We start from the raw sequence: 16,759 nt of genomic DNA on the forward strand, positions 1-16,759 counted from the left end.
CGCCGGGCTGCGCCGGAACCGTGGAAGACGGCTACTGCGTCGTATGCGGTATGCCCCCCACGCCGAGCCCGCCCCCCTCCGCCGGAGCCGTCCCCGCGCCGGACGCCTGCGCGCGGCCGGGCTGTACCGGCACCGTCCAGGACGGTTACTGCGACGTGTGCGGCATGCCCCCGGCGGTCGCCGCGCAGCCCGCGCCCGCGCCGCCCCCGCAGGCGGCCCCCGCGTCGAACGCCTGCGTCCGGCCCGGCTGCACCGGCACCATCGAGGACGGCTACTGCGACGTGTGCGGCCTACCGCCCGCGCAGGCCCAGGAACAGCCCAAGGCCCCGGACTTCCCCCACGCCCACTCGGGCAGCGTGCCTTCTGGCAGCGCGCACTCGGGCAGCGTGCACTCCGGCAGCTTCGCGACGAGCGGCAGCACCCGGACGGGCAGCACCCGCACCGGCTCGGCCCGCTCGTCGGGACGGCGCGGCATGCTGGGCGCGAACCTCGTCGAGGTGCCGCGCATCCCCTACCGCGACCCCGCCTCGGCGGTGCTCCAGAACCCCGAGGTCCCCGAGGGCCGCCGCAGTTGCAGCAACTGCGGCGAGCCGGTCGGCCGCAGCCGCGAGGGGCGGCCCGGCCGCACCGAGGGCTTCTGCCCCAAGTGCGGGGCCGCGTTCTCCTACACGCCCAAGCTGCGCCCCGGCGACCTGGTCAGCAACCAGTACGAGGTGCTGGGCTGCCTGGCGCACGGCGGCCTCGGCTGGATCTACCTGGCCCGCGACAAGAACGTCAGCGACCGCTGGGTGGTGCTGAAGGGCCTGCTCAACACCGGCGACGCCGGGTCGCAGGCCCTCGCCGCGGCCGAGCGCACCTTCCTGGCCGAGGTCGAGCACCCCAACATCGTCAAGATCTACAACTTCGTGCAGTACGGCGGCGACGACTACATCGTCATGGAGTACGTCGGCGGCCAGTCCCTCAAGGACATCCTGCTGCACCACCGCAACCAGCTCGGCCAGGACGCGCTGCCGCTCGGCCAGGCCATCGCCTACGCGCTGGAGGTCCTCCAGGCGTTCGGCTACCTGCACGCGCGCGGCCTGGTCTACTGCGACTTCAAGCCCGACAACGTCATCCAGTCCGAGGAGCAGCTCCGGCTGATCGACATGGGCGCGGTGCGGCGCGTCGACGACCCCGACGGCGACATCTACGGCACCGTCGGCTACCAGGCCCCCGAGGTCGCCGACACCGGCCCGACCGTGGCGTCGGACCTGTACACCGTGGGCCGCGCGCTCGCGGTGATGAGCTTCTCGTTCAAGGGCTACATGTCCACCTACGTGGACGGCCTGCCGCCGCGCGCCGAGATCCCGGTGCTGGCGCGGTTCGAGTCCTACGACCGGTTCCTGCGCCGCGCCACGCACAAGGACCCGGCGCAGCGTTTCCAGGACGCCGCCGAGATGGCCGAGCAGCTCACCGGCGTGCTGCGCGAGGTGCTGGCCGCCGAGGACGGCGTGCCGCGCCCGGCGATGTCGGGGCTGTTCGGGCCGGAGCGGTTCGCGCCGGGCAGCGTCTCCGACGACGACGAGCGCGCGCTCCCGCCCGTCCTGCCGCGCGCCGCCGCAGCCGCGCTGCCGGTGCCGCTGGCCGACGGTGCCGACCCGGCCGCCGGGTTCCTGGCGGGCCTCACCGCGCTGGAGCCCGCCCAGCTCGCCGCCGCCGTCGAGAGCGCCCCGCAGCGCACCCCCGAAATCACCCTGGCGCTCGCGCGGGTGCGCGTCGAGCTGGGCGACTTCGACGCGGCGAACGCGCTGCTGGACCAGGCCGCCGCCGACCTGCCCGGCGACTGGCGGATCGACTGGTACCGCGCCGTCGCCGCGCTGGCCGCCGAGCGCTTCGGCGACGCCGAGGCACTGTTCGACCGGCTGTACGGGCTGCTGCCCGGCGAGGCCGCGCCCAAGCTGGCGCTGGCCTACTGCCGCGAGCAGCGCGCCCCGCGCGACGCCGCGCGCCTGTACGAGACGGTGTGGCGCACCGACCAGGGCTACATCAACGCCGCGTTCGGCCTGGCCCGCGTGTACCTGGAGGCGGGCGACCACACCGCCGCCGTCGCCGTGCTGGACTCGGTGCCGCCGGTGTCGATCCGGTACGTGCCCGCGCAGGTCGCCGCCGTCGTCACGGCGGTGCGCCGCCGCCCGGCGGCCGAGCTGTCGCCCGCCGAGCTGACCGCCACGGGCGACCGGCTGGCGGGGCTGGGCCTGGAGGGGCGGCGGCGCGACGAGCTCGCCGTCAGCGTCCTGTGGGCCGCGCTGGACTGGGTCCAGCGCGCGGGCGGGCCCGAGCCGAACGGCACGGTGCTGGGCGTCCCCTTCGCCGAAGCCCGGCTGCGCCGTGAACTGGAGACCACCTACCGGGCCCTGGCCCGCCATACCCAGGACCGCGAGGACCGGCGTCTGCTGATCGACGCCGCCAACGCCGTCCGGCCGAGGACGTTGTTGTGACCGAGGACCAGAGCGTGAAGCCCGCCGAGCTGGCCTGCCCCGCGTGCGGCGAGCCGGTGTACCCCGGCGAGGGCTTCTGCGAGGCGTGCGGGCGGCGGCTGGGCGACGGCGTCGCCGCGCCCGCGCCCGAGCCGGTGCGCGCCTGCGCGGGCTGCGCCGCGCCCGCCATCGACGCCGACGGCTACTGCGAACGTTGCGGCCTGCGCCAGCCCGCCGAGCGCGACCACTACGAGATCGAGCTGCCCGGCCCGAACGGGCGGCTGCTGGCCGCCGGGGGCAGCGACCGGGGCAAGCGCTACAGCCGCAACGAGGACGCGCTCGCCCTCGCCGCCCACCCCACCGGCGTCGCGGCGGTCGTCTGCGACGGCGTCGGCTCCTCCCCGACCCCGCACGAGGCGTCCGCCAAGGCCGCCGCGACCGGCGCGGACGAGCTGACCGGCCGCCTGGGGAAGGGCGAGGACTTCGAGGCCGCCACCCGCGCGGCGCTCATCAAGGCGGCCGACGCGGTCGCGGCGCTGGCCCCGGACCCCGACTCGGCCCCCTCCTGCACCTACGTGTCGGCCGTGACCGGCCCCCGGTCGGTGACGGTCGGCTGGGTCGGCGACAGCCGCGTCTACTGGCTGCCCACCCGCCCCGCCGGCGACGGCCCCCGGGCCGGGGCCGAGGTCGACACCGCCGAGCTGGCGATCGGCGACACCGGCGCGTCCGAGGACACCGCCGACAGCGCCGCGCTGGGCCCGGCCCGCCGCCTCACCGACGACGACTCGTGGGCGGCGATCATGGTGGAGCGGGCCGCGCTGACCGAGGCCGAGGCCGAGGCGCACCCCAACGCGCACGTCATCACCGGCTGGCTCGGCGCCGACGCGGGCGAGGTCGCGCCGCACGTGCGCACCTTCACCGTCGACGGCCCCGGCGCGGTGCTGGTGTGCAGCGACGGCCTGTGGAACTACCTGCCGCAGGCCGAGGCCCTGGTCCAGGCCCTGGCCGACGCCTCCCTCGACCCCGCCGGCGACCCGCTGGGCGCCGTCCGCACCCTGGTCCGCCGCGCGCTCGACGCCGGCGGCCGCGACAACATCACGGTGGCCGTCATCCCGGTCGCCCACCCCCACACGGAGCAGCCCCGATGAGCGAGCAGCCGCAGTTCGGCATCACCGTCGACCAGAACAAGTCCCTGCCCGAGGGCGCGAGCGAGGTGCACGCGATCGTGTCGGTGGAGGCCGCCGGCGCGCCCGCCGCGGCGGCGCCCGCCGGCGCGGCCGAGGTCATCATCATCGACACCTCCGGCTCGATGTCCTACCCCGACAGCAAGCTGCGCGCCGCCATCGCCGCCGCCCAGACCGCCGTCGACACCCTGCGCGACGGCGTGCTGTTCGCGGTGGTGTCGGGCTCCAACACCGCGTCGATGGTCTTCCCGCAGACGCCCCGGCTGGTGCCCGCCGACGCCGGGTCGCGGCACGCCGCCAAGGCTGCGCTGAAGGCGCTCAAGGCGGCCGGCGGCACCGCCATCGGGTCCTGGCTGCGGCTGGCCGACGAGCTGTTCGACCCCTACCAGGACGGCATCCGGCACGCGATCCTGCTCACCGACGGCAAGAACCAGCACGAGACCCCCGAGCAGCTCGACGCGGCGCTGGCCCGGTGCAGCGGCCGGTTCGTGTGCGACTGCCGCGGCGTCGGCACCGACTGGGAGGTCGCCGAGCTGCGCAAGGTGTCCTCGGCGTTGCTCGGCAGCGTCGACATCGTCGCCGACCCCCGGGACCTGGTCGCCGACTTCCAGGCGATGACCGAGGCCGCCATGGGCAAGGCCGTCGCCGACGTGGCGCTGCGGGTGTGGACGCCGCAGAACGCCCGGCTCCGGTTCGTCAAGCAGGTCATGCCGTCGGTGGCCGACCTCACCGCCCGCCGCGCCGAGGCCGGGCCGCAGGCGGGCGACTACCCGCTGGGCGCGTGGGGCGCCGAGAGCCGCGACTACCACATCTGCGTCGAGGTGCCCGCGCAGCCGGTCGGCCAGGAGCTGCGCGCCGCCTGGGTGAAGCTGGTGGTGCCCGGCGGCCCCGGACAGGAGGCGCAGGTGCTGGCCACCGGCAACGTGCTGGCGCGGTGGACCGACGACGAGGCCGCCGCCACCAAGATCAACCCGCGGGTAGCGCACTACACCGGGCAGGCCGAGCTCGCCGACGTCATCCAGCAGGGTCTCCAGGCCCGCAAGGAGGGCGACCTCGCCACCGCCACCGCCCGGCTCGGCCGCGCGGTGCAGCTCGCCGACGAGGCGGGCAACGACGCGATCACCGCGGCGCTGCGCAAGGTCGTGGACGTCGAGGACGCCGCCACCGGCACCGTGCGGCTGAAGCGCAACGTGGACAAGGCCGACGAGATGTCGCTCGACACCACCTCCACCAAGACGGTGCGCACCCGCAAGAAGGAGGGCTGATGGCGACATGCCCCGCCGGGCACAGCTCCGGCTCCGCCGACTACTGCGACGTGTGCGGCGCGCTGATCGGCGGCGCCCCGGCGCCGTCCGCGCCCGGTTCCGGCCCTGCGGTCGGCGGCGGCACGCCCTGCCCCGACTGCGGCACCCCCGCGGGCGACCGCTTCTGCGAGGAGTGCGGCTACGACTTCGCGACGGGCGGCGGCAAGCCCACCGGCCCCGCCCCCACGCTGGGCGCGACGGCAGGTGCGACGTCGGTCCCGGCTCCCCCGACCGCCGTCCCCGAGACCACTGAGACCTGGTTCGCGGTCGTCAACGCCGACCGCGGCTACTTCGACCGCGTCGTCGCCGAGCTCGGTGACGACGCCGGCGACCTCGCGTTCCCGCCCTACTCCCCCGAGCGCCGCATCCCGCTGACGGCCCAGCAGATCCGCATCGGGCGGCGCAGCACCTCCCAGGGCATCACGCCCGAGATCGACCTGCGCGAGCCCCCGGCCGACCCGGGCGTCTCGCGGGTGCACGCGGTGCTGCTGGCGCGGCCCGACGGCGGCTGGACGCTGGTCGACCCCGGCTCGGCCAACCGCACCTGCCTCAACGGCGCCACCGAGCCCATCGCCCTGAACGTGGAGGTGCCCGTCGGCGACGGCGACCGCATCCACGTGGGCGCGTGGACGACGATCACCCTCAGGAGAGGCCAGGCGACATGACCGCCGTCCAGCGTTCCCCTGCCGCGTCCCCCGCGTCCCCCGCCGCCTCGGAAGCGGGCCCGCCCGGGACGCGGGCCCCGGGCGCCCCCGCGCGCCGGGCCGGGCGTCCCCCGCTCCGGCGCCGCCTGGTCCCGCGCACCAACGTCGCCCGCATCCGCGCGTTCACCGCCGCGATCGTCGTCGCGCTGGCGGCGGCCCTGGCCGCCACCTGGCTGGCGATCGACGACGCCCGCGACGGCGTGCGCGTCATCGGCCACGACGCGGGCCCGCAGGTCGTGGCGACCGGCGACCTGTACTTCGCGCTCACCGACATGGACGCCCAGCTCGCCAACGCGCTGCTGGTCGGCCGCACCGCCGACCTGGGGATCACCCGCGCCCAGGCCGTCGGCCGCTACGACGCCGACCGCCGCCAGGCCGGGACCGCGCTGCTCCAGGCGGCCCGCCTCGCCGACGAGACCAGCGAGGAGAAGACCGCACGCGACCTGCTGGAGGCCCTCGGACGCTACGAGCGGCTCGCCGGGCAGGCCCTCCAGCTCGACGACCAGTCGGCGCACGCCGCCGGGCCGCCGAACGCCAAGGTCGTCGAGCTGTACCGGCAGGCCACCGACCTGATGAAGCTGGACCTGCTGCCCAAGGCGTACAACCTGACGCTGGACAACGGCACGCTGGTCCGCCACACCTACGAGGACGAGCGCTCAGCGGTGCTGACCGGCGTGATCTGGGTCATCGTCACCGGCCTGGTCCTGGTGGCGCTGCTGGTCGGCCTCCAGCTGTCGCTGGCCGTGCGGTTCCGGCGGCTGCTGAACCCCGCGCTGGCGCTGGCCACCGTCGGCGTCCTCGCGCTGACGGTGGCGAGCACCCTGATGCTGACCGCCCAGGCCGGCGACCTGCGCCGCGCCAAGGAGGACGGCTTCGACTCCATCCTGGCGCTGTCACGGGCCCGCGCCATCGGCAACAGCGCCAACGCCGACCAGACCCGCTACCTGCTCGACCCCGGCCGCTCCGACACCTACGAGCAGGTGTTCCTGACCAAGTCGCAGTCGGTGATGTACCTGCGCGCCGGGAACCTGGCCGCCTACAACCAGGCCCTCCAGGGCGTCCCGTCCGGGCAGGGCGGACCCAAGTACCTGGGCTTCCTCGGCACCGAGGCCGCGCGGGCCCAGGCCGGGCCGGGCCAGCGCCAGGCGCTGGGCAGGGTGCTGGAGGACTGGAAGCGGTTCCAGCAGGACGACCGGCAGATCCGCGAGCTGACCGCCGCCGGGCGGCGCGGCCAGGCCATCGGCGTCCGCACCGGCACGGCCGCCCGCGACTTCGCCGCCTACGACGCCTCGCTGGTCAAGCTGATCCAGATCCACCGCACCGCCTTCGACCGGGCCGTGGACGACGGCGACGGCGGCTCGCGCGGCTGGGAGCTGGGGCTGCCGGTCGTGGGGGTGGCCGTGCTGGCGCTGCTCTGGGTCGGGGTCCGGCCCCGCCTGGCGGAGTACCGGTGAGCCGAGGGAAAGGGCACACGATGCGAGCACGCCGAACCACCGCCGCCCTCGCGGCCCTGGCCGCCGCCGCGCTGGGCGCGGCCGGGTGCGGCGTCACCGGCGCCGAGGACGACTCGATCCTCGGCAAGGACACCCTGACCATCGGCGTCTCCCCCGACCAGCCGGGCCTCGGGCAGCTCACCGGTTCCACCCGCGAGGGCTTCGACATCGACGTCGCCCGCGAGGTCGCCAAACGGCTGGGCGTGGACGCGTCCAGCCTGCGGTTCAAGAACGTCACCTCCGCCTCCCGCGAGGAGATGCTGGAGCGCGGCGAGGTGGACCTGGTGGTGGCGACCTACTCCATCACGCCCGAGCGCAAGACCCGCGTCGCGTTCGCCGGGCCCTACTACGTCGCGCACCAGGACATCCTGGTGCGCGGCGAGACCACCGACATCAGGAACGTGCGGAACCTCGCCGGGAAGCGGCTGTGCGAGGTGCCGGGCTCGGTGTCGTTCCCGCGCGTCACCAAGGAGAAGGGCATCGCGGCGGTGTCGGCGCAGGCGTCGGGCTACTCCGACTGCCTCGCCAAGCTCCAGGCCGGGCAGCTCGACGCGGTCTCCACCGACGACCTGATCCTGGCGGGGCTGGCGGCGCAGGCGCTGAAGTCGGGCGGCCGCCCGCTGAAGATCGTCAACTCGCCGTTCACCGACGAGCCGTACGGCATCGGCGTCCGCAAGGACGACACCGACGGCTGCGAGGCGGTCAACAAGGCCATCACCACGATGTACCAGGACGGCACCGCGCCGAAGCTGCTGAACAAGTGGTTCCGGCTGTCGCGGCTGGACGTGGTGACGACCGTGCCGCAGTTCGAGGGCTGCGACTGAGACCGGGTGGTCACTGAGATCAGTCGGTTGGTTAGTGAGATCAGCCGATACCGTAAGGGCGGGTCGCGCCACATGATCGTAAGTTATGGTCACGATCAAAACCCGTTCCGGTAATGCCGACCGGCTGCGAAGGAGACCCATGACGACCGTCATCCTGGTGGTGATGTGCGTCGTGGTCGGGGCGCTGGAGCTGTACGCGGGCAAGCAGAGCAAGGACCAGCAGCGCGCCTTCGTGCGGCGCATCGACGAGCTGAACGACCAGGTCACCAAGCAGAACAACGTGCTGGTGACGGTCGGCGAGCAGCTCACCGCCGAGTTGTCGAAGGTCAAGCGGGAGGTGCTGCCCGCGCTCGACTCGCGGCTGCGGCACAACACCGGCCAGGTCGAGGAGCTGGCCACCGTCGTGCACCAGGCCGACGAGTACCTGCGCGCCCAGGTCGGGCGGTTGCAGGACCTGGAGCAGCAGCGCGTCACGCTGGCCGCGCTGCGCCGCAAGCTCGGCGAGGTCGAGACGACGGTGCGCGCGGCGACCGGCGCGGGCGCCGCCGCCGTCGAGGGCAAGGTCGACTCGGCGCTGGACCGCCTGGCCGACCTGGAGCGCGGCGGCACCGAGATCCTGGACCTCCAGCGCACGCTGACCCGCACGCTGGAGGACGTCGAGGACGTGGTCGCCGAGCTGCTGCGCTACACCGAGGGCGGCCTCGACGAGGCGGTCACCGCCACCCTCACCGGCCGCCGGACCGAAGGCGCGTCCGTCACCGCGACCGGGCGGCTCTGGACCCGCGACGGGCAGTTGCAGGACATCCTCACCGAGATGTACGAGCGGTCGGTGCGCGCCAGCCGCCTGGAGGTGCGCTTCCGCACCGTCGAGGACCCCGACGGCCACGGCCCGGACGCGCCCGACCGGCACCGCTACTTCCTGGGCGGCCGCCGCGCCGAGGACCTGGCGGGCGCGTTCACCGCGCTGCTCATCTCGACCGGCGCGGACCTGCCGCACAACGGCCTGTCGCGCGAGCAGGGCCGCCTGCCGCAGGCGGTGCAGGGCGTGCGCCCGCCCGAGGACGAGGCGGCGCTCAAGGCGCTGCTGCGCACCCTGTACGAGAGCAGCGGCGCGGTCGCGCAGATCGGCCCGCTGCTGGCGGTGCGGACCCGCGACGAACTGCTCTGCGCGGTGCTGACGCCGGGCCAGTCCCTGGAACTGGAGAGCGACGAGGTGTTCTGGGACCCTGCGGCGTCAACGGTCCGGCTGCGGCGGCTGCCCGCCCATCAGCTCTGGGACCTGACCACCTGGGGCGCCACCCCGTAGGCGTGCACCGTGCGCTCGTGCGGGGCCCCGATGCGCACCAGCACCGGGCACGACGCCGCGCCGTTGCCCGGGTCGGCCTCCGCGCACAACCCGACGCCCGCCGCGCGGTCGAGGAACACCACGTTCTCCACGGCGCGCGCGGCCCGCACCGCGTACGGCACCGACTCGGCGTCCCCGGTCTCGAACAGCTCCTCGAAGGTGAGGCGGCGCGCGAACCGCACCAGCGCCGCCGCGTCCACCACGCGGCTGCCGACGGCCTCCAGCGGCCCGGCGATGACGATGCCGAAGCTGGGGTCCTCGCGCCCGCGCACGTAGATCTCGCGGTCGGGCTCCAGGCCCCGCCGCCGCGCGGGCAGGTGCACCCCGAACCCGGCGTCGCCGGCCACGAACCCCGGCGCCCCGACCCCGCCGCCGTCGGGCACCCGCAGCGCCCCGGCCGGGGCCTGCCAGCCCGGCAGGTAGACCCCGAGCCCCCGCACCAGCAGCCGCCACACCGGCCGCCCGGTGACGTCGGGCACGAACTCGCCCCGCGCGCCCCGGGGGCCGCCGTCGCCGCCCCCGGGAAGGGGCTCCCGCGTGCCGTCCATGCTGACCATCCTCTGCGGTCGATCTTCGTCGCACAAGACCATCGACCGCGCGCCGGGCCCCCCGGGTGCCGGGACCCCCGCCCCGCCGCCACTGCGCGGCCGTCCCTCCGTCGGCTACCCTCGTGCCATCGGATCATGACGAGGGCGCCGCCATGAACATGCAGAACGTGATGGTCTTCCGCGACGCGGGGTCGCGCACGGTGGACCGCTACCTGATGTCCTACGAGGGCCGGGTCATCGCGGTGCGCCGGCACCCGGCGGTGCTGCTGCTCCCGGTGACGCTGGCGGTGGCGGGCCTGATCCTGTGCGGCCTGGCCGCGGCGGCGGTCGGCGCCGCCTGGGTGTGGTGGTTGTGGCTGCTCACGCTGGGCTACCTGATCTGGAAGGTCATCGCCTGGTCGATGCAGTTCTTCCTGGTCACCGAGCACCGGGTGATGGTGGTGCACGGCGTGCTGAACCGCACGGTCGCGATGATGCCGCTGGCCAAGGTCACCGACATCGCGCTGGAGCGCTCGGTGCTGGGCCGGGTGCTGGGCTACGGCGAGTTCGTCATGGAGTCGGCGGGACAGAAGCAGGCGCTGCGGAACGTGGCCTTCATGCCCTACCCCGAGCAGCTCTACCTGGAGGTCTCCTCGGTCATCTTCGGCGCCGAGGACGCCTCGCCGGACTAGGTCCGCTCCGGCCGGGGCACCACGCGCTTGGCCTCGGCGGGGATCTCCTCGACCACGGGGAAGGGGCGCGGGTAGGGCACCCCGACCGCGAACCGCCCGGCGAGCGTGTCGGCGAAGGCGGCCGCGATCCGCAACTCGCCCTGGGCGTTGGGATGCGTGCCGTCCCAGGTGTGCGCCGCCGCGACGAACTCGGCGCCGGTCGGGGCGATGACGATGGGCGACGCGTCGGTGTGCAGCTCCTCGGCGAGCAGCACCAGCCGCCGGTTGAACTCCGAGACGCGCGCGTTGAACTCCACGTCCTCGCGCGCCCGCTGGGTGTCCAGCAGCGTGCCGAGCACCAGCCGCAGCGCCGGGTTGCCCCGGCGGGCCGCCGCCACGAAGGCCCGCACGTTGGCCTCGTTCTCCTCGGGTCCGAGGCCGTACCAGAACAGGTCGTTGATGCCGAGCAGCACCAGCAGGACGTCGGGACGGTGCGCGCGCACCTTGTCCTCGATCTGGTGCATCTCCTCCAGGTAGGGGCGGCCCCACCGGGCGCAGTGGTCCTGGTCGAAGGCGGGGTCGCAGTAGGTCAGGTCGCCGTCCCCGACCTCGGCCGTGGTGGCGTTGTCGAGGTCGTTGGCGGGCCCGACGAGGTCGAGCTCCACGCCGTGCGCGCGCAGGTGCTTCCAGAGCCGGTACCGCCAGGTCCAGTCGCCGCTGCTGCCGTGGCTGATCGAGTCACCGACGATCATGACGTTCAGCATTCCGCGCCCCCTTCGCCACTCTTCGGGTCGAAGGTAACACCGAGCGTAGCGAAGCGGAACACACTTCCCGAGACCCGCGCCCCAAGCCCTAGACCACCTCGAAAACCCCTCCCTCGCGATGGCGGTACACCCGGTCGCTGATCCTCTTGAGGACGTCGGTCGCAGCATGAACGTGCCGCACACGCTCACGCATGACCTGCTCGGCGTGCTCACCTCCGTCCAGGCACAGGATCAACTGCGACCGGCCGGGCACTCCCACCAACACACTCCCCGTCCGCTCTGGCAACACCTCATCAAGCAGCAGCGCCCAGGACGCGGCGTCACTCCCCCAGCCCTCCAGCAGCGTGACCGGCCCCGCCTGCACTTCGGTCCACGCCGGTGGCCCGTTGCGCCGCACGTTTCCCAGCGCGATCCGCACAAGCTCATCAGCCTCGACGCCCCAAGCCCGCGCCGCCGCGTTGTGCACCTGGACGTCCAACTCAGGCTCGTCCTCATGGGCACCAGGCACATCCGCCACCCACAACCCGGCCCAGAGCCCGTCGGCCAACGGCAGCCGACACGGCTCGCGCGGATCGTCCCGCTCGGTCCCCTGCCAGTGCCGCCTGCCGTCATCGAGATGGACGCCCAGCCGCTCGCGCACCTGGTCGAACGAGGCCCCTACCAGCCACCGCGCCTGCGCGGCCGCCACGCTCCACCCGTCGACCTGCGCGAAGCACAGGTCCGCCCACTCCTCGCGCGGGCGCGCGTGGCACGCCCGCGCAAGGTGGTCGAGGGGAAACGAGGGGTTCTCGTTGCGGTCACCGGCGGCCAGGACGATGGAGCCCGACGACAGGTCCTGCCCATCGGCGCCGAAAGCCGCCGCGGCCTCATCGACCTCGTCGCAGAACTCCTCGTACTTTTCGCCGTCGAAGAACTCACACCATGGGGGCACCTCGGTCATGGCGGGCACCCTAGCGGCGCCCGCCGACAGTGTCAGGAGTCGAAACCGAGCCCGAACCTGTCCAGCGTCCGCAACCACAGGCCGCGCCGCCCGGCGTTACGGTCGGCGCGGGCGATCTCGTGCCTGGTCAGCTCGATGACGCCGTACCGCAGCGGCTCGGGCGGGAACGGCACGGGCTTGGACCGCACCATCCGCAACCGCGTCCGCTCGGTCTCCCGCCCCTCATCCTCCCCGATCCCCAACTGGTCGAGCATGACGTCGGCGCCGAACCGCGTGGCCCCGACGCCGAGCCCGGTGTAGCCGACCGCGTAGGCGAGCCTGCCGTCGTAGGCGGTGCCGTAGAAGGCGCAGAAACGGCTGCACGTGTCCACGACGCCGCCCCAGGCGTTGGTGAAGCGAACGCCTTCCAGTTGCGGGAAGGTCGTGAAGAAGTGCTCGGCCAGCGTCGCGAAGGTGGCCGGACGACGTTCCAGCTCCGACCGCAGCCCGTTGCCGTAGTGGTAGACGGCGTCGTAGCCGCCCCACAGAATCCGGTCGTCGGCGGTCAGCCGGTAGTAGTGGAACTGGTTGGCGCTGTCCCCGAGTCCCTGCCGATGCGCCCACCCGATGGCCTTGCGCTGTTCGGGCGTCAACGGCTCGGTCACCAGCGCGTAGTCGTACACCGGCACCAGGAAATGCTTCAACCGCTTGAGCAGCGGCGGAAAAACCCCCGTCCCCAATGCAACATGCCGCGCCGACACCACCCCGTAAGCGCCGCCCAGCCGCAACCGCCCATCCGACTCACCCTGTAGAGAAGTCACACGGGTGTTCTCAAAAATGCGCACACCCAAAGCCCGACAGGCTTCCGCCAAACCCCAGGCGAGCTTGGCCGGATGCACCATCGCGACACCTTCGCGATCCCACAGCGCTCCGACATACGTCGGCGAGTCCACCTCGGCCCGCACTTCGTCAGGCCCGAGCAGCGTAGGACGCCAGCCCAATTCAGCGGCGTGCTCCGCCTCCTCCCGCAACTCCTCGAACTGCCACTCCTCAGTGGCGATGTGCATTTCCCCGGTCCGCTCCCACTCGGCGTCGACGCCGTAGCGGGCGAGCGTGTCACCGATATCCCGAAGGTTCTGGCGACCGAGCCGCTCCAGTTGGGGCATCTCGTCGGGCCAGCGCTCCAGCCCGTTGCCCAGCCCATGCGTGAGGCTCGCGGCACAGAACCCGCCATTGCGCCCCGAGGCTGCCCCACCGACCCGATCGGCCTCCAGCACGACGACGTCGAGCGACGGATTCCGCTCCTTGGCCCGCAGCGCGGTCCAGAGCCCGGTATATCCACCACCGACGACCGCGAGGTCACAACCAACCCGCCCGGCCAACGCCCCACCGGCCTCCGGCCGCCCAGGATCGGCAAGCCAGTAGGAGGTGGGCTCAGCATCAACGAGCGCAGTCAGGACGTTCATCAGACACCCACAGCGTGGAAGCTTTGTCTCTTAGAGCACTGAGGACATGTGGCAGGACATTCACTGTTCTTCTTACACACGCTGTTCCCTTCCGTAAACTGAGGGTCATGCGGACGGCGTTCAAGTGCCGGGCCTATCCCGATGCCGAGCAGGCGGCGATCTTCAATCGCACGTTCGGGTGTGTGCGGCTGGTGTGGAACAAGACGCTGGCCGAGCGTCAGGCGGCCTACCGGCAGCGGGGCGAGAACACCTCGTACAAGCAGACCGACGCGGCGCTGACGGCCTGGAAGAAGACCGGCGAGCTGGCATTTCTGGGCGAGGTGTCGTCGGTGCCGTTGCAGCAGACGCTGCGCCACCAGCACGCGGCGTTCGCGGGCTTCTTCGCCGGACGCGCCAGGTACCCGCGGTTCAAGAGCCGCAACGGCCGCCAGGCAGCGCACTACACCCGCTCGGCGTTCCGCATGACCGGCGGCCGGTTGCGCCTGGCCAAGACCGGCGCGCCACTGGCGTTCGCCTGGTCCTTCGACGACATCGACCTGGCCACGCTCGACCCGACCATGGTGGTGGTCTCCCGCGACCCCGACGGACGCTGGTACGTCACCTTCGCCGTCGACACCGACGACCCCACGCCCATGCCCACGGCGGGCCACGCGATCGGAGTGGATCTCGGTATCAAGGACTTCGCCGTCACCTCCGACGGCGAGAAGATTCCCAATCCCCGGCATCTGGAGCGCAAAGCCCGCAACCTGGCCCGCTACCAGCGCCGCATGGCGCGCAAACAGCCCGGCAGCAACAACCGACGCAAGGCCAAAGCCAAGGTCGCCGCCGCGCACCGCAAGGTCCGCAACGCCCGCGCCGACTTCCTGCACCGCACCAGCACACGCCTGGTCCGCCACGCCGACACCCTCGCCATCGAAGACCTCGCGGTCACCAACATGGTCAAGAACCGCAGGCTCGCCCGTGCGATCTCCGACTGCGGCTGGGGCGAGTTCCGCCGCCAACTGCAATACAAGTGCCAGCGCGCCGGGCGCGTCCTGGTAGTGGTCGACCGCTGGTACCCCTCGTCCAAGACCTGCTCGGCCTGCGGCCACCTGCTCGCAGAGCTGAGCCTTGCCACCCGGGCCTGGACGTGCCCGGACTGCCGCACCCGGCACGACCGGGACCACAACGCGGCCCAGAACATCCTTGCGGCTGGTCCAGCCGTAGCCAGACAAAAGCCTGGCGAGGTCTGTGGAGCTGATGTCAGACGGCAAGGGCCCTCCCTTCCGCAATCGGCCACGAAGCAGAAAACCCGCTCCGCGAGGAGTGGAACCCCCTCCCGCTAGGGAGAGGGGAGAAGTCAAATTTTCAGCTCCCTTGGGACCCGCGCCGTGGCCCGAAGGGCGCGGCGCGGGTGTGTTCGGTCGGGTTTTCAGTGGGTGCGGGCGCGGCGGCGGGTGGCGGCGATGTTGATGATCGCCAGTAGTACGCCGACCGCGAAGATGAGGGTGCCCATCACGTTGACCTGCGGCGGGGTGCCGGTGCGGGTGGAGGCCCACACCCACAGCGGGAAGGTCTGGGTGGCGCCGCTGGTGAAGTTGGTGATGATGAAGTCGTCCACCGACAGCGCGAAGGCCAGCAGCGCGCCCGAGAGCACGCCCGGCATGATCATGGGCAGGGTGACCAGCCGGAAGGTGGTCCAGGGGCCGGCGCCCAGGTCCTGGGCCGCCTCCTCGATCTTGGGGTCGAGGCCGACGGCGCGGGCCCGCACGGTGATGGCCACGAACGACACCGAGAACATCACGTGCGCGGCCAGGATCGTCAGGTAGCCGCGCGGGGTCTCGGTGGCCACGAACATCGCCAGCAGCGAGGAGCCCATGACCAGTTCGGGGCAGGAGATCGCGGCGAACATCACGAGGTTGGACACGCCCTGGCCGCGGAAGCGGTGGCGGCCGAGGGCGAGGCCCGCCAGCGTGCCGAGCACGGTCGCGATGACGGTGGTCAGGGCCGCGATGGTCAGCGAGTTGACCAGGGCGGTGGTGAGGTCCTTCTTGTCGAACAGGTGGGCGTACCAGTGGAGGGTGAAGCCCTCCCACTCGAAGTTCTGCTTGCTCTTGGTGTCGTTGAAGCCGAACAGGATCATGACGGCGATCGGCAGCAGCAGCCACGCCACCAGGAGGGTGGTGTAGATCTGCAGGCCGCGGCCCCGGACGGGGCGGCGGCGCGGGGCGCGCCGTTCGGGTGCGGTGAGGGTGGTGGTCATCGGCCCGCCGCCTCCAGGACGTCCTTGGTGCCCAGCGCCCGCGCGTAGGCGAAGATCCCGACCAGCAGGATCGCCATCAGGGTGAACGACAGCGCCGAGGCCAGCGCGTAGGAGCTGTTGTCGAAGTACTCGGTCTGGACGACGTTGCCGATCATGGTGTTGCCGGGGCCGCCGAGCACTTCGGCGTTGACGTAGTCGGAGGAGACCGGCACGAACGTCATGATGACGCCGGCGAACACCCCCGGCAGCGACAGCGGCAGCACCACCCGCCGGAACACCGCCAGGCGCCCGGCGTACAGGTCGTAGGCGGCCTCGATGACGCGGTAGTCGATGCGCTCCAGCGCGACGTAGATCGGCAGGATCATGAAGGGCAGGAAGTTGTAGGTCAGACCCGACACCACCGCGAAGCCGCTGTCCAGGACGTGGAAGCCGTCGGGCAGCAGGCCCCAGCCCTTGAGGGGGCCGAGGACCGGGCCCTCGTCGGTCAGCACCAGTTTCCAGGCGACGGTGCGCAGCACGAACGACACGAAGAACGGCAGCAGCAGCAGGAACAGCCAGGTGGACTTGTGGCGGCCGCCCTTGAAGGCGATCCAGTACGCGGCCGGGTAGGCCAGCGCGATGCACGCCAGCGTGGCGAGCCCGCCGTACCACAGGGACCGCACGAGCTTGTCGCCGTAGACGTCCAGGCCGTCGGTGTAGTTGCGCCAGTGCCAGGTCATCGTGAAGCCGTCGATGATGTTGCCGGTCATCAGCGACACCGACGCCATGTAGACCATCGGCACCACGAAGAACACCGCGAGCCACAGCCCGCCGGGGAGCACGAGCAGGTAGGGGGCCAGGGCCCCTCTCAGGCGGCGCAT

General features: G+C 72.6%; 15 protein-coding genes. 9 read left to right on the forward strand and 6 right to left on the reverse strand.

From position 1 onward, the window contains the following. Positions 1-50: 50 nt before the first annotated feature. The 7 genes from AH6_RS20685 (at position 51) to AH6_RS20715 (ending at position 9,271) form a co-directional block, all read left to right on the forward strand. The gene (locus AH6_RS20685) at positions 51-2,477 is read left to right on the forward strand and encodes a serine/threonine-protein kinase (protein WP_083983263.1); all 2,427 of its coding nucleotides are present in this window, start codon (positions 51-53) and stop codon (positions 2,475-2,477) included. Continuing rightward, positions 2,474-3,604 carry a PP2C family protein-serine/threonine phosphatase gene (locus AH6_RS20690; RefSeq protein ID WP_067482298.1) on the forward strand — a complete coding sequence of 377 codons (1,131 nt, stop codon included), beginning with the start codon at positions 2,474-2,476 and terminating at the stop codon, positions 3,602-3,604. Before AH6_RS20685 ends, AH6_RS20690 begins: the two co-directional genes overlap by 4 nt. Next, a complete protein-coding gene (locus AH6_RS20695) occupies positions 3,601-4,905 on the forward strand; it encodes a vWA domain-containing protein (RefSeq protein ID WP_067482299.1) in 1,305 nt (434 codons plus the stop codon). The genes AH6_RS20690 and AH6_RS20695 overlap by 4 nt, the downstream gene beginning before the upstream one ends. Then, positions 4,905-5,609, forward strand: a complete 705-nt coding sequence (locus tag AH6_RS20700; protein ID WP_067482301.1) for an FHA domain-containing protein — start codon at positions 4,905-4,907, stop codon at positions 5,607-5,609. The genes AH6_RS20695 and AH6_RS20700 overlap by 1 nt, the downstream gene beginning before the upstream one ends. Continuing rightward, positions 5,606-7,102 (forward strand): GlnX family signal transduction membrane protein, encoded by a 1,497-nt coding sequence (locus AH6_RS20705; RefSeq protein WP_067482303.1) that lies wholly within the window; start codon positions 5,606-5,608, stop codon positions 7,100-7,102. The genes AH6_RS20700 and AH6_RS20705 overlap by 4 nt, the downstream gene beginning before the upstream one ends. A 20-nt stretch (positions 7,103-7,122) precedes the next feature. Next, positions 7,123-7,965 (forward strand): glutamate ABC transporter substrate-binding protein, encoded by an 843-nt coding sequence (locus tag AH6_RS20710; protein ID WP_067482305.1) that lies wholly within the window; start codon positions 7,123-7,125, stop codon positions 7,963-7,965. Between the two features lie 139 nt (positions 7,966-8,104). Next, complete coding sequence (locus tag AH6_RS20715) at positions 8,105-9,271, forward strand: hypothetical protein (RefSeq protein WP_067482307.1); 1,167 nt, start codon at positions 8,105-8,107, stop codon at positions 9,269-9,271. Here the strand turns inward: AH6_RS20715 and AH6_RS20720 are convergent. Then, a complete protein-coding gene (locus tag AH6_RS20720) occupies positions 9,232-9,858 on the reverse strand; it encodes a hypothetical protein (RefSeq protein WP_067482309.1) in 627 nt (208 codons plus the stop codon). The genes AH6_RS20715 and AH6_RS20720 overlap by 40 nt on opposite strands. Positions 9,859-10,010: 152 nt before the next feature. Between AH6_RS20720 and AH6_RS20725 the strand changes: the two genes are divergently transcribed. Further along, the gene (locus AH6_RS20725; protein ID WP_083983265.1) at positions 10,011-10,529 is read left to right on the forward strand and encodes a PH domain-containing protein; all 519 of its coding nucleotides are present in this window, start codon (positions 10,011-10,013) and stop codon (positions 10,527-10,529) included. Here the strand turns inward: AH6_RS20725 and AH6_RS20730 are convergent. From AH6_RS20730 to AH6_RS20740, 3 genes are all read right to left on the reverse strand, one after another. After that, positions 10,526-11,272 carry a GDSL-type esterase/lipase family protein gene (locus tag AH6_RS20730; RefSeq protein WP_067482311.1) on the reverse strand — a complete coding sequence of 249 codons (747 nt, stop codon included), beginning with the start codon at positions 11,270-11,272 and terminating at the stop codon, positions 10,526-10,528. The genes AH6_RS20725 and AH6_RS20730 overlap by 4 nt on opposite strands. Before the next feature lie 88 nt (positions 11,273-11,360). Then, the gene (locus AH6_RS20735) at positions 11,361-12,212 is read right to left on the reverse strand and encodes a DUF1444 domain-containing protein (RefSeq protein ID WP_067482313.1); all 852 of its coding nucleotides are present in this window, start codon (positions 12,210-12,212) and stop codon (positions 11,361-11,363) included. A 32-nt stretch (positions 12,213-12,244) separates the two neighbouring features. Continuing rightward, positions 12,245-13,657: an NAD(P)/FAD-dependent oxidoreductase gene (locus AH6_RS20740; protein ID WP_067482315.1), complete on the reverse strand. Its 1,413-nt coding sequence runs from the start codon at positions 13,655-13,657 to the stop codon at positions 12,245-12,247. A 107-nt stretch (positions 13,658-13,764) separates the two neighbouring features. Between AH6_RS20740 and AH6_RS20745 the strand changes: the two genes are divergently transcribed. Beyond that, positions 13,765-14,982, forward strand: coding sequence for an RNA-guided endonuclease InsQ/TnpB family protein (locus tag AH6_RS20745; RefSeq protein ID WP_067482317.1), 1,218 nt, complete (start codon positions 13,765-13,767; stop codon positions 14,980-14,982). Between the two features lie 86 nt (positions 14,983-15,068). On the opposite strand, the gene AH6_RS20750 is transcribed toward AH6_RS20745, so the two are convergent. Then, positions 15,069-15,899, reverse strand: coding sequence for an ABC transporter permease (locus AH6_RS20750; protein ID WP_067482319.1), 831 nt, complete (start codon positions 15,897-15,899; stop codon positions 15,069-15,071). After that, positions 15,896-16,759, reverse strand: coding sequence for an ABC transporter permease (locus AH6_RS20755; RefSeq protein WP_067482321.1), 864 nt, complete (start codon positions 16,757-16,759; stop codon positions 15,896-15,898). The genes AH6_RS20750 and AH6_RS20755 overlap by 4 nt, the downstream gene beginning before the upstream one ends.

This window comes from Actinomadura hibisca NBRC 15177 (genome assembly GCF_001552635.1).
Classification (GTDB): domain Bacteria; phylum Actinomycetota; class Actinomycetes; order Streptosporangiales; family Streptosporangiaceae; genus Spirillospora; species Spirillospora hibisca.

What these genes read in the sequence shown, in the direction of transcription:
- AH6_RS20720 (WP_067482309.1), bottom strand. Translation starts at nt 9,858, where the DNA reads ATGGACGGCACGCGGGAGCCCCTTCCCGGGGGCGGCGACGGCGGCCCC.
- AH6_RS20730 (WP_067482311.1), bottom strand. Translation starts at nt 11,272, where the DNA reads ATGCTGAACGTCATGATCGTCGGTGACTCGATCAGCCACGGCAGCAGC.
- AH6_RS20705 (WP_067482303.1), top strand. Translation starts at nt 5,606, where the DNA reads ATGACCGCCGTCCAGCGTTCCCCTGCCGCGTCCCCCGCGTCCCCCGCC.
- AH6_RS20710 (WP_067482305.1), top strand. Translation starts at nt 7,123, where the DNA reads ATGCGAGCACGCCGAACCACCGCCGCCCTCGCGGCCCTGGCCGCCGCC.
- AH6_RS20715 (WP_067482307.1), top strand. Translation starts at nt 8,105, where the DNA reads ATGACGACCGTCATCCTGGTGGTGATGTGCGTCGTGGTCGGGGCGCTG.
- AH6_RS20735 (WP_067482313.1), bottom strand. Translation starts at nt 12,212, where the DNA reads ATGACCGAGGTGCCCCCATGGTGTGAGTTCTTCGACGGCGAAAAGTAC.
- AH6_RS20740 (WP_067482315.1), bottom strand. Translation starts at nt 13,657, where the DNA reads ATGAACGTCCTGACTGCGCTCGTTGATGCTGAGCCCACCTCCTACTGG.
- AH6_RS20700 (WP_067482301.1), top strand. Translation starts at nt 4,905, where the DNA reads ATGGCGACATGCCCCGCCGGGCACAGCTCCGGCTCCGCCGACTACTGC.
- AH6_RS20685 (WP_083983263.1), top strand. Translation starts at nt 51, where the DNA reads ATGCCCCCCACGCCGAGCCCGCCCCCCTCCGCCGGAGCCGTCCCCGCG.
- AH6_RS20725 (WP_083983265.1), top strand. Translation starts at nt 10,011, where the DNA reads ATGAACATGCAGAACGTGATGGTCTTCCGCGACGCGGGGTCGCGCACG.
- AH6_RS20750 (WP_067482319.1), bottom strand. Translation starts at nt 15,899, where the DNA reads ATGACCACCACCCTCACCGCACCCGAACGGCGCGCCCCGCGCCGCCGC.
- AH6_RS20695 (WP_067482299.1), top strand. Translation starts at nt 3,601, where the DNA reads ATGAGCGAGCAGCCGCAGTTCGGCATCACCGTCGACCAGAACAAGTCC.
- AH6_RS20755 (WP_067482321.1), bottom strand. Translation starts at nt 16,759, where the DNA reads ATGCGCCGCCTGAGAGGGGCCCTGGCCCCCTACCTGCTCGTGCTCCCC.
- AH6_RS20745 (WP_067482317.1), top strand. Translation starts at nt 13,765, where the DNA reads ATGCGGACGGCGTTCAAGTGCCGGGCCTATCCCGATGCCGAGCAGGCG.